Source organism: Prevotella aff. ruminicola Tc2-24, from assembly GCF_900110895.1.
GTDB lineage: Bacteria > Bacteroidota > Bacteroidia > Bacteroidales > Bacteroidaceae > Prevotella.
In genome coordinates this window covers 285407-297314 of sequence record NZ_FOIQ01000001.1, presented here as the reverse complement: position 1 = coordinate 297314, position 11908 = coordinate 285407, and the positions used below count along the sequence as shown (strand labels likewise).

Sequence of the window (11908 nt, the reverse complement as noted above, 5' to 3'; positions counted from 1 at the left end):
ATAATCTTGTATGATATAATTCCTTAGTATATTATTGAGTAATCTATTCTATTGTCAGAGATGGAGCAGTTGACGAGCATTCTGCATGGCGGCCTCGGACACATTACTGCCGCTGAGCATCTGGGCAATCTCCATGACACGCTCATCAGGCAGTAACTCGGTCATCCGACTAGTGGTTCCCTCGCTCGTATCTTCTTTCTCAACCCGATAGTGGGTGGTTCCCAAGGCTGCAATCTGCGGCAGATGGGTGATGCTGATGACCTGACGACCATGACGCCCCATCTCTTGCATGATTTCTGCCATCTTTTCCGCCATCTTACCACTGACACCTGTGTCTATCTCGTCGAAGATGATGGTAGGAAGTTTGACGGCACCACTGATCATCGCCTTCAAAGCCAGCATGACACGGGCGATTTCGCCACCAGAAGCCACTTGTGAGACAGGCTGGAGTGGGGTGGAGGTGTTAGCACTAAAAAGGAAGGACACTTTATCCTGTCCATCGGGTCCTGGCTCTGTCGGAGTGTTGGTAATAGCAAAGCGTACATTCGGCATACCCAAAGATATGAGGCGTGTCTGTATCTCTTTCTCGATCTGTCGAGCTGCCCCTTCTCTAAGTTTGGTTAGTACAGCAGCCTCTTTCTCGACCTGTACCTGCCACTGATCTACCTGATGACGGAGGACAGCAAGTGCCTCGTCGCTGTTTTCAATACTATTAAGTTGCCGTTTCAGTTCATCACGCTTCTGAATCAAAGCATCTATGGTCTCCACGTGGTATTTCTTCTCCAAATCGTAGAGACGGTCAAGACGAGCATTTACGATATCGAGTTCTGCAGGGTCAAAATCAACGCTCTCCAGACGACAGGTAATGTCTTGAGCGATATCTTTTAATTCGATATAACTACTGTCGAGACGCAGTATCAATTCCGACACATCCGGAAAGACCCGTTCGATGCTTTTCAGAGCGTGGATAGCCGTACGTATGGATCCCGTGACACCTGTCTCCTCTGCAGACAAAGCCTTATCTGTCTCAAAGAGAGCCCCTTTAATCTCCTCGGCATGTGACATGGTCTCACTTTTCCGTTCCAGTTCTTCCAGTTCTTCAGCCACAAGGTTGGCATCAGAAAGTTCCTGACACTGGAACTTCAGGAAATCTATATTCTGTCGATTCTGCTCAATCGTCTCCTGCATGAGCGTGAGCTCTTTCCGTACCGTCTGGTACTGACGGAAGGTCCGACGGTATTGTGACAAGGCCTTGGCATCATCAGCGATGATATCGACCACACTGAGTTGGAAGTCCTGTTTATTAAGCAACAGATTCTGGTGCTGTGAATGTACGTCGACCAGTCGTTCGCCGAGTTCCTTCAGCATGGAGAGTTGTACGGGCGTGTCGTTGATAAAAGCACGACTCTTGCCAGCGGATGTCAACTCACGACGTACAATACAGTCATTCGGGTCGTAGTCGATATCGTTGTCAGTAAAAAAAGCCTGCATGTCATAGCGCGCGAGGTCGAAATGAGCCTCAATGACACAACGGTCGGCTTCTGGGCGCATGACCTTCGTGTCGGCACGCTGCCCAAGCAGTAGACCGATGGCGCCCAGGATGATGCTCTTACCTGCACCTGTCTCTCCTGTGATAACCGAAAAACCCTGATGCAGTTCAATATCGAGTTCATCGATTAACGCGAAGTTCTTGATATATAAATGTTTCAGCATATCAATCAGCTATCAATTCTTAATCTTTTCCCAACTACCGTTCTGTGAGGCATTGATACTCATCAAGAGGCCATAGATACGTTCTTTCTCTTTCTGGGTACCTTTGCCTTGGTAGATGTTTACAAGTTCATCACGCTTGTAGTCGGTCCATATCTGCGGCAACATGCTCAGTGGCTTATTACTGCGTGCAGTCTTCAGTCCATCCTCCAGAGCCTGTGATATCTCCGTCCGTCCCCGTTCGGCATTGTTAGCCATCTCGTCAAGCCCTTTACGATAGTAATCGTACTGGAACTGTCGGAATGGACGCATAGCCTCGTCAAGATAGTCGTTGATAATGGCAAAACGGTTGCGATTGTTCTCGAACGATTTCCAGCCAGGGAAAGCAAGGCTCTGTGCGTTGTTCACGAGATACATGCACCGCTGGAGTATATCCGTTCCGCCCATCGGAGCGAAACTGTCAAGGTCGAGGCCTATGATCAAGTAGGCATAGTAGGCGAGGAGAGCAGTCAGTTGGTTGTCAACCTGCTCGTCACTGAAGTTCAGCTGGTCGAACTGAGCAAAGGTGAAATGGAAATTCTCGTCTTTATTATTATATAATGTAGACGTGTAAGATGCATTATACACAGGGCGGTTAGCCTGGATGAGAGCCGTACATTCGAACCGGTTTTCCTCACGGATATATCTGTCGACAGTGATGCTCAAGTTACATCGGATACGTTCGTTCTTCTGGAACTGCAGTTCTGTCCAATGGCGTTCGTTAATGAACTGTTCGATAGTCTGCCGGAGGTTGTCGAAGATATCCACATCGGTACCTTGTATCTGACTGTGGTTGATGTTCACCCTAACTTGCAACTCCTGGGCACTCACAGAAAAAAATGACATATGACCTATGATAATGGATAAAGCGACCAGCACCTTTCTTACTGATAGAAATCCCTGTCGCATATTCATCATCATTATCTTTGGATCATTTATCATCTATTATATATACACTCCTGCAAATCATCTAACGAAGCGCCTGCGCCTCACGTAGACGAATACGTGTCAGGACCTGCTTGGTGTTGTACGTAAAATCACCAGCGAGAATCCAACTATAATAGCCAGGGTCGATATGCAGTACATCAGCCACTGGCACGCCTTTATGCTTGCCAAAGTTAAACACCTCGGTGAGACGCGGGTTACCGTCTTTGTCGAGTAGGGGCTTACCGTAACGGTCTTTCATCTCGCCCCAGACGATTCGCCCTGCGAAATCAATGTTGTTGTTCGTCTTTGAGAAGGCGGCCAACTGTTCCATATCGTTTTCCAAAACTTTCTCAGGATCCTCATTAGCACCTGGCGCATACTTGTCGAGTTCTCCCATAAGCACACGATAGGTTGCCTCTGTATCTTGATCGGCACGATGCGCCTCGAAATCGTCCTCCATTTTCCGTCCACAATAGAACTTATAGGCGGCTGCAAGGTTTCTGCGCTCCATCTTATGAAAGATGGTCTGAACGTCAATCAGTCGGCATCTCGAGAAATCAAAGTCGATGCCTGCACGCAGGAATTCTTCTGCGAGTAGGGGAATATCGAAGTGATTAGAATTAAAACCAGCAAAATCGCAGCCCGTAAAGGTTGTTGCCAACCGCTGTCCTATTTGCTTAAATGCCGGCTTGTCTTTCACATCGTCATCACTGATGCCCGTGAGTGCCGCCACCTCTTCGGGGATGGGGCGCTCAGGATTCACCAGTTCATTGCCTCTTATCTCCTCACCATTCGGACAAACTTTAATATAGGATATCTGGATGATGCGGTCTTTCACCAAGTCGAGCCCAGTCGTCTCCAAGTCGAAGATCACCAGTGGCTTCGTCAGATTCAGTTTCATGGATTCACGGTTGTCGATTAGTCGTTGATCAGCATCGGCATCATCAGCATCAGCACATCCTGGTTCTCTGGCTGCTCTGATGGCAGTACAAGACCGGCACGACTGGGGTCTGCCAATTGGATGATTACCTCGGGACAATCGAAATTACTGAGAACCTCGATAAACGAGGAGCCCTTAAAGCCAATGCTCATCGGCTGCCCGTTGTATTCGCATGTCATACGCTCCGTAGCAGTCTTTGAGAAGTCATAGTCCTCAGCGTCGAGTTGCAGGGTCGTACCTTCCACATGGAAGCGGATAAGATTGCTAGAGTCATTGGCAAACGGCTGTACACGACGGAGTGCTGCCAGCAAACCAAGGCGGTCGGTGCGGAGTTCATTGGGATTACTCTGTGGAATGACAGAGTTATAGTTGGGGTAGCGTCCCTCAATCAAACGGCATTGGATGGTACCATCGCCATAGTTCACCTCGGCATTTCGCTCATCGAAGCGGATGATCACATCACCACCATCCTTACCAAGAAGGTTACGAAGGAGGTTGGCAGGTTTCTTCGGCAGGATGAATGCGGCAGGCTGGTCGCTCTTGATAGTATAGATCTTATTACGCACCAGTTTATGACCATCGCTGGCTACCACGGCGAGACAGTCGGCCGTCAAGTCAAAGTAGATACCGTTCATGACAGGGCGCAACTCGTCCTGAGCAGTCGCAAAAATACTACGATTGATATTCTCAGCAAGAATAGCGTTTGGAATCGTGATGGCATGGGCGTATTCGCTCACAGGCTGAGCCATCGGAAACTCGTCCGCACTCTCGATTGGGAGCGAGAACAGACCGTTCTGATAAGAGATCTTTACAATATTCTGCTCCTGATTAACATCAAAGGTAATCGGCTGCTCTGAGAATCCTTTCACAGCCTCCAATAGGTCATGGTTGCCAATGGCAAAACGGCTGTTGCCATCGCTCTCTGTTAACTCCATTTGTGTTTTCATCACATTCTCACTGTCTGACGCAGTCAGATAAAGTACGTTGTCTGTGATCTCAAACACGAAGTCGCCCAAAATCGGCAGGGCGTTCTTACTGTTAATAACTTTTGAGAGGGCAGAGAGCTTGTTGCTCAGTGCGGTACTTGATAATGTAAAACGCATAATTTTATAGTTATTTTGTTCTTAATTACAACTTATATAATTGAGCACAAAATTACAAAAAAACGTTGTAATCAACAAAATTTTTAGGAGAAAATGATGCGATTCAAACTATTTTTAGTAATTTCGCCACGTGAAAACGAAAAAATCAACAAATAAAAACAATTGAAATGGAATTAACAGGTAGAATTATTGCCGTGATGCCTGCCCAGAGCGGTGTGTCAGCACGTACAGGCAACTCATGGATGTCGCAAGACTATGTGATCGAAGTGCCCGGCCAGTATCCTAAAAAGTGTCTCTTCAGGATCTTTGGCGAGGATCGCATCAAACAGTTCAACATCCAACAGGGAGAGGATCTTACTGTGCAGTTCGATATCGATGCCCATGAGTTTAATGGACGTTGGTTCAATGATATCCGTGCTTATAACGTGATTCGTGGTCAAGTTCAACAGCCCGTAGCTGGTGCACCTCAGGCTGCGCCATTCCCACCGACAGGAGCAACAGCACCATTCCCTCCAGCACAAGAGCCTGCTGGTGAGGGCAGTGCTGACGACCTGCCATTTTAATATTTAAGAAATCATTTAAAGCGTGCTGTGTTATTTGATAAGAACATAGCACGCTTTTTGTATGAAGTGGGTTGGTTCTCGTTTCTTTTATTTATCATAATGCCGATTCTAATCCAAAGAAGGTTTAGTCCGTACCTTCAAAAATTATATGCCGGGGAAAGTCCGAGTTTCCTCCGAGGAAAGTCCCACTTTGCTCCGAGGAAACCTCCAGAGTCAGCTATAGGATATCGCGATCGTCTAAAACTCGGAATTTTCTACGATAATGGCGGAGCGATTCCAAATCCAGTTCAAATGATGCAACATCTGCAGTGTTTTGTCTGCAAGCAGCCAGTGTCTTTCCAATTGGACTGATAATGGCACTCAATCCGCGATAATGTCCATCAGCATCGTCACCAACACGATTACACGCAATGACATAGGCCTGGTTTTCCATAGCTCTGGCGCGAGTCAGAATCTGCCAAGTATTCTGGCGTTTTTCTGACCAGCTGGCCCCAATAACAATCGCATCATAGTTCTGAGCATCTGAATAACGGCACCACACAGGAAAACGTAGGTCATAACATGTGAGCAACAACAGTCGGAATCCCTCGTATTCAACAACCGTTGGTGTCTCGCCTGCTGTATAGAACAGGTCTTCCTTGCCATATTTGAACAGATGGTGTTTATCATAATATTCAACTGAATGATTCTTACCATTCACAAAATAATGTCTGTTTCGATAGATTCCATCGGCAGTTCTGACGGCCATACTACCCACAATGGCACAATGTCGTTCCTTTGCCGTAGTACGCATCCATTCAAGAGAGGGACTCTCACCTTCATCCTCAGCAATACCTTGGGGTTCCGTGACAAATCCAGTGTTCCACATCTCTGGCAGAACATATAGATCACTGCTGGGGGCCTTTGCCATCAGTTGCTCTACCCTGCGGATATTCTCCGACGGACTCCCCCACTCGATGTCCAGTTGTATTACAGTCACTTTCATATTAAAACATCTTAGAGATAGAATTCAGCAGTCAGACGTTGATACCAATCACTCCTAACACATGGTGCTTCTTCAATAATTCCATCTTCTATATCTATTTCATTTTTAATGTGTTTTACAAATTCAATCATGCAACGCTTCGGTGCCTTACGAGGCGTCGTTTTGACCATACAGACACGACTTAGAAATAAGCCGTTTAAGTAGGCTGCCGTTTCAAGTGCAGAGCGACTATCTACGGGTATCACCACAGAAAACAGCCCCTCTGTAGTCAGTAGTCTGGCAACCCTCTGCATAAGTCCTTCGTAAGAGAGGCTAACAGTATGACGCGCAGTGGTACGTTGCTGGTCAGGACATGTCAGGGCATTTACGAAATACGGAGGATTACAGACGATAGCATCAAATTTCCCTTCGTCGTCGAACTGCAGAACATCAGCCTGCCGAATGGTTATCCGCTGTGCGAAAGGTGATTCCTCAACATTCTCCTGTGCCTGAGCAACGGCTTCGGCATCTATGTCGATCCCCATAACTGATGATTCAGGAAAACGTTGGGCCATCATCAAGGCAATCAGACCAGTACCAGTGCCAATATCAAGGATTCGACAACGTGGCATCGGCGTCTGTGCCCAGGAGCCAAGCAGTGTCCCGTCAGTACCCACTTTCATGGCACATCGCTGTTGACGAATTCGGAATTGTCGGAATTGAAAATAATCGTTCGACATTAAAGTTTCTTACAAATGCATCTTTTTCGCCACAAAGTTACGAATAATTTGTTAATTCTTAATCCTTCATTCTTCATTCTTAATTAATTTTAGTACCTTTGCACCCAAATTCGCTAATAGAATAAGATTAAACGAAACATGAGTAATCAGAATAAAAATTCGGCATTCCAGATGATTGCTGACATTGACGGAGATTTTCAGGATTTCTTTAACGTGAAAATGCCCGAGTCAGTTCCTATCTTGCCAGTCCGTAATCTGGTTCTTTTCCCTGGTGTTGTCTCTCCCATCCTGATTGGACGAGAGTCAAGCAAGAAACTCATCAGAAAAGCAGAGAAGAAAGGCCAGATTATCGGTGTGCTCAGTCAGCGTGACCCTGACGTAGAGACACCATTACAGGATGATCTTCATGAATATGGCGTTTATGGACGTGTTGTCAAGCAGTTGACACTCCCGAATGGAAACATTACAGCAATCGTACAGGCAATGGGACGCATGCGCCTGAATACGCTTGTGAAATCGCTCCCATACCTTGAAGGTGAGGTGGAGGCTGTTCCTGATATTGAACCCGAAAAGAACGACAGGGAGTTCAAAACTGCCATGGATAACCTCCGTGAACTGGTAGGAGAATACATCAATGTGACAGAGGAGATTCCTGACGAGGCTTCGTTTGCCATCAAAAATATCTCTAACGATTTCATGGCATTGAACTTCGTCTGTTGTAATATGCCATTCAGCATGAAGGAGAAAATGAACTTGCTGACGGCAGAGACGGTCAAGACGCGTCTTTTCGAGACGATGAAGATCATCAACCGTGAGATTAATCTCCAGAACCTCAAAGCAGATATCCGTAATAAAACACGTGAGGACATTGACGAACAGCAGCGTAACTATTTTCTGCAGCAGCAGATCAAGAACATGCAAGCAGAGATGGGTACCGGGGAGTCGATGGAGAAGATAGAGCTAATGAACAAGGCCGAGAAGAAACATTGGCCTTCGGAAGTGGCAAAGACCTTCTATAAGGAAGTCGACAAGTTGGATAATCTCAATGCACAAAGCCCGGAATTCAATGTGCAGTTGACCTATCTTCAGACGTTGGTCAGTCTGCCATGGGGAGAATATACAAAGGACGATCTGAACCTGCAGCGTGCTCAGAAAATTCTTGATCATGACCACTATGGCATGGAGAAAGTAAAAGAGCGTATCCTCGAGTATATGGCAGTACTGGCTCTGCGTGGCGATCTGAAGAGTCCCATCATCTGTCTGTACGGTCCTCCGGGCGTTGGAAAGACATCCCTGGGCAAGTCTATCGCCGCAGCTATGAAACGCAAGTATGTGCGTGTGTCTCTCGGCGGTCTCCATGACGAGGCAGAAATCCGTGGACACCGTCGTACATATATTGGCGCCATGCCTGGTCGAATCATTAAAAGCATTCAGAAAGCCGGCAGTTCTAATCCGGTGTTCATCCTGGACGAGATTGACAAAGTGACACAGATGACCCAGAATGGTGATCCTGCCAGTGCTCTTCTGGAAGTGCTTGACCCTGAGCAGAACAATGCTTTTCACGACAATTACCTCGATGTAGACTATGACCTGTCCAAGGTTCTCTTCATTGCTACGGCCAATAATCTCGGCACAATACCGCGTCCACTTCTTGACCGTATGGAGATTATCGAGGTGAGCGGCTATATTACAGAGGAGAAGATTGAGATTGCCAAGCGTCATCTCATCCCCCGTGAGTTGGAGAATACAGGCCTGAATCTCTCCAAGCCCAAACCGACATTCAACAAATCAGCCATTGAGATGATCATCGAGCGCTATACACGTGAGAGCGGTGTCCGTCAGTTGGAGAAGCAGATCGACAAGGCTCTTCGAAAGATTGCCTATAAACGACAGTTGGATGGCAGCGACGATTATCAGAAGATTACTCCTAATGAACTGGAGGGACTGTTAGGCAAGCCACCATTCTATCGTGATATCTACCAGGGCAACGACTATGCCGGTGTTGTGACTGGTCTGGCCTGGACGAGTGTGGGTGGTGAGATCCTCTTTATCGAGACCTCGTTGTCAAAGGGAAAAGGTTCGAAGCTTACGCTAACAGGAAATCTCGGTGATGTGATGAAAGAGTCGGCCATTCTTGCACTGGAATATGTGAAGGCACATGCCGATCTCCTGAACATCGATTATCGGATCTTTGACAACTGGAATATCCATATCCATGTGCCAGAAGGTGCCACCCCGAAGGATGGTCCGTCGGCAGGTATCACAATCGCCACTTCTATCGCCTCTGCTCTCACCCAGCGCAAGGTACGAAAGAACACAGCCATGACAGGAGAGATCACCCTTCGTGGAAAGGTGTTGCCTGTAGGCGGTATCAAAGAGAAGATTCTTGCAGCCAAGCGTGCGGGTATCACTGATATCGTGATGTGTCGTGAGAATGAGAAAGATATCAATGAGATTCCCGATGTCTATCTGAAGGGGGTCACTTTCCACTATGTGGAGAATGTGCAAGATGTGTGGGACTTTGCCCTTACGAAGGAGATAGTGAAGCATCCGCTTGACTTCAGCATAAAGGAAGAAGAGAAGAAATGACATTTGAGGTTCAATACAGAGACAATGCGAGTGACGCTCGGGCTGGTCTGATACAGACCGCTCATGGTCCCATTCAGACTCCGATCTTTATGCCTGTCGGCACGGCAGGTACTGTCAAAGGTGTGCATTTCAGTGAATTACGCGATCAAGTTAAAGCGCAGATCATTCTAGGCAACACCTATCATCTCTATCTCCGTCCGGGATTGGATATTCTTAAGAAAGCAGGCGGTCTGCATCAGTTCAATACATGGGATCGTCCGATTCTCACCGACTCCGGTGGCTTTCAGGTTTTCTCCTTAACAGGCATCAGGAAACTCCGCGAAGAGGGATGTGAGTTCCGTAGTCATATTGACGGTTCGAAGCATTTCTTTACTCCGGAGAACGTGATGGACACCGAACGTGCCATTGGTGCAGATATCATGATGGCTTTTGATGAGTGTCCACCGGGACAAAGCGATTACCAGTATGCCAAGAACAGTCTCCACCTTACCCAGCGGTGGTTGGAACGCTGCGTGAAGCGTTTCCGTGAGACTGAACCATTATACGGTTATGAGCAGAGTCTATTCCCCATTGTTCAGGGATGTACGTATAAAGATCTCCGTCGTGAAGCGGCCAAACATGTGGCCGATATCGGGGCGGACGGAAACGCTATCGGCGGTCTGGCCGTTGGTGAGCCTACCGAGGTGATGTATGAGATGATTGAGGTGGTGAACGAGATTCTACCGAAAGACAAGCCTCGTTACTTGATGGGAGTGGGTACTCCACAGAATATCTTGGAGGGTATTGAGCGCGGTGTTGACATGTTCGACTGTGTGATGCCTACACGCAATGGGCGTAATGCCATGCTCTTTACTTATGAGGGAACCATGAACATGCGCAATAAGAAATGGGAAGATGATTTCTCACCAATCGACCCTGAAGGTTGTGAGATTGACCGCATTCATACAAAAGCCTACCTGCACCATCTTTTCAAGGCACAGGAGTTATTGGCCATGCAGATTGCTAGCATCCATAATCTCGCCTTCTATCTACGACTAGTCACAGATGCGCGTCAGCACATTATCGCAGGTGACTTCGTACAATGGAAACGTTCCGTTATCGAACAATTAGGGAAACGCAGATGAAAGAGCAATTAAAGACGATGACTGCCTATCTGAAAACGTTGTGGCAGAAGATACAAGAGCCACTACGGAAAGTGGTTTCTCCCTTACGCTTCCTGAACCCGAAGCTTTATCTGACTCGTCTCGACAGATACATCATTACGAAGTTTATTGGTACGTATGTCTATTCCATCATTCTGATTATCTCCATATCCATTGTCTTTGATTTCAATGAGAATCTATCGAAGTTTGCGACCTACGGAGCACCCGCAAAGGCAATCATCTTTGATTACTATGCCAATTTCGTACCCTACTTCGCTAATCTCTTCTCACCGTTGTTCGTTTTCATTTCCGTAATCTTCTTCACGTCGAAACTCGCAGGCAACAGTGAGATCATTGCGATGCTGGCTGCTGGTGTCAGCTTCAAGCGACTTCTTCGGCCCTATCTCTTCTCTGCAGCTCTTATTGCAGCAGTCAATTTCTACCTGGGGGCGTATGTTATCCCCAAAGGTAATCAGGTAAAGATGGAGTTTGAGTCAAAATACAAGAACAAGAGGCGAGTTACGTCAGCTAGTAATGTCCAGCTGATGGTTGGTCCTGGCGTTATCGCGTATCTACAACAGTATGATGACCGTTCCAAGACAGGCTATGGCTTCTCGCTCGACAAGTTTGAGAATAAAAAGCTAGTGAGTCATATGACCGCTTCATCTATCCGATATGACTCTATCAGTGACGAACGATACCACTGGAAGGCACAGAACTATAAGATTCGTACTTTGAAAGGATTACGTGAAGAGATTGTCTCTGGAATGGTGATGGACACGTTGATACAGATGGAGCCAATGGATTTGGTTTTCTCGAAAGGACAACAGGAGACTCTCACCTCAAATGAACTGCGAAAGTACATCTCCAAGCAGACGGAACGCGGATCGGGCAATGTCGTGCAGTATGAGGTCGAGTATCACAAACGAATAGCGACCTCTTTTGCCTCGTTTATCCTAACCGTTATCGGAGCCTCACTATCCAGTAGGAAAAGGAAAGGCGGCATGGGACTCTATCTGGGTATTGGACTGGCGCTATCATTCTCGTATATCCTCTTGCAGACTGTCAGTTCCACGTTTGCTATCAATGCCGACACGCCACCGATGTTGGCTGCATGGATACCTAATCTGTTGTATGTGTTCATTGCATACTTCTGCTATAGACAGTCGCCGAATTGATGAAAATGAAAGA

Annotated in this window: 10 protein-coding genes; 4 read left to right on the top strand and 6 right to left on the bottom strand. The window is 47.0% G+C overall.

The genetic code is table 11. From position 1 onward, the window contains the following. Positions 1–54: 54 nt before the first annotated feature. The 4 genes from recN to dnaN form a co-directional block, all read right to left on the bottom strand. Complete coding sequence (gene recN / locus BMY63_RS01305) at positions 55–1713, bottom strand: DNA repair protein RecN (RefSeq protein WP_091914224.1); 1659 nt, start codon at positions 1711–1713, stop codon at positions 55–57. Between the two features lie 12 nt (positions 1714–1725). Further along, complete coding sequence (locus tag BMY63_RS01300) at positions 1726–2595, bottom strand: type IX secretion system protein PorD (RefSeq protein WP_091914933.1); 870 nt, start codon at positions 2593–2595, stop codon at positions 1726–1728. Between the two features lie 124 nt (positions 2596–2719). Beyond that, on the bottom strand, positions 2720–3577 hold the full coding sequence (locus BMY63_RS01295) for a 3'-5' exonuclease (protein WP_091914223.1): 858 nt from the start codon (positions 3575–3577) through the stop codon (positions 2720–2722). A gap of 17 nt (positions 3578–3594) precedes the next feature. Then, positions 3595–4719: a DNA polymerase III subunit beta gene (gene dnaN / locus BMY63_RS01290; RefSeq protein ID WP_091914221.1), complete on the bottom strand. Its 1125-nt coding sequence runs from the start codon at positions 4717–4719 to the stop codon at positions 3595–3597. Positions 4720–4886: 167 nt separating this feature from the next. On the opposite strand from dnaN, the gene BMY63_RS01285 reads away from it, so the two are divergent. After that, positions 4887–5282, top strand: coding sequence for a DUF3127 domain-containing protein (locus BMY63_RS01285; RefSeq protein ID WP_091914219.1), 396 nt, complete (start codon positions 4887–4889; stop codon positions 5280–5282). A gap of 217 nt (positions 5283–5499) precedes the next feature. Here the strand turns inward: BMY63_RS01285 and BMY63_RS01280 are convergent, their stop codons facing one another. Both BMY63_RS01280 and BMY63_RS01275 read right to left on the bottom strand, forming a co-directional pair. Then, positions 5500–6267: a nitrilase-related carbon-nitrogen hydrolase gene (locus tag BMY63_RS01280; RefSeq protein WP_091899364.1), complete on the bottom strand. Its 768-nt coding sequence runs from the start codon at positions 6265–6267 to the stop codon at positions 5500–5502. Positions 6268–6278: 11 nt separating this feature from the next. Next, positions 6279–6986, bottom strand: a complete 708-nt coding sequence (locus BMY63_RS01275; protein ID WP_091899363.1) for a tRNA1(Val) (adenine(37)-N6)-methyltransferase — start codon at positions 6984–6986, stop codon at positions 6279–6281. A 138-nt stretch (positions 6987–7124) separates the two neighbouring features. Between BMY63_RS01275 and lon the strand changes: the two genes are divergently transcribed. From lon to BMY63_RS01260, 3 genes are read left to right on the top strand one after another with little or no spacing between them, the layout of a single operon-like run. Then, entirely contained in the window at positions 7125–9575 is a 2451-nt protein-coding gene (lon, locus tag BMY63_RS01270; RefSeq protein WP_091914217.1) for an endopeptidase La, read from the top strand. After that, a complete protein-coding gene (gene tgt, locus BMY63_RS01265; protein ID WP_091899361.1) occupies positions 9572–10699 on the top strand; it encodes a tRNA guanosine(34) transglycosylase Tgt in 1128 nt (375 codons plus the stop codon). The genes lon and tgt overlap by 4 nt, the downstream gene beginning before the upstream one ends. Further along, a complete protein-coding gene (locus BMY63_RS01260) occupies positions 10696–11895 on the top strand; it encodes an LptF/LptG family permease (protein ID WP_255397403.1) in 1200 nt (399 codons plus the stop codon). The genes tgt and BMY63_RS01260 overlap by 4 nt, the downstream gene beginning before the upstream one ends. Positions 11896–11908 lie beyond the last annotated feature (13 nt).

Bases quoted from the DNA above. Each gene is read 5' to 3' on its own strand.
- tgt (WP_091899361.1), top strand. From the start codon at position 9,572: ATGACATTTGAGGTTCAATACAGAGACAATGCGAGTGACGCTCGGGCT.
- dnaN (WP_091914221.1), bottom strand. From the start codon at position 4,719: ATGCGTTTTACATTATCAAGTACCGCACTGAGCAACAAGCTCTCTGCC.
- BMY63_RS01275 (WP_091899363.1), bottom strand. From the start codon at position 6,986: ATGTCGAACGATTATTTTCAATTCCGACAATTCCGAATTCGTCAACAG.
- BMY63_RS01295 (WP_091914223.1), bottom strand. From the start codon at position 3,577: ATGAAACTGAATCTGACGAAGCCACTGGTGATCTTCGACTTGGAGACG.
- recN (WP_091914224.1), bottom strand. From the start codon at position 1,713: ATGCTGAAACATTTATATATCAAGAACTTCGCGTTAATCGATGAACTC.
- BMY63_RS01285 (WP_091914219.1), top strand. From the start codon at position 4,887: ATGGAATTAACAGGTAGAATTATTGCCGTGATGCCTGCCCAGAGCGGT.
- BMY63_RS01300 (WP_091914933.1), bottom strand. From the start codon at position 2,595: ATGTCATTTTTTTCTGTGAGTGCCCAGGAGTTGCAAGTTAGGGTGAAC.
- lon (WP_091914217.1), top strand. From the start codon at position 7,125: ATGAGTAATCAGAATAAAAATTCGGCATTCCAGATGATTGCTGACATT.
- BMY63_RS01260 (WP_255397403.1), top strand. From the start codon at position 10,696: ATGAAAGAGCAATTAAAGACGATGACTGCCTATCTGAAAACGTTGTGG.
- BMY63_RS01280 (WP_091899364.1), bottom strand. From the start codon at position 6,267: ATGAAAGTGACTGTAATACAACTGGACATCGAGTGGGGGAGTCCGTCG.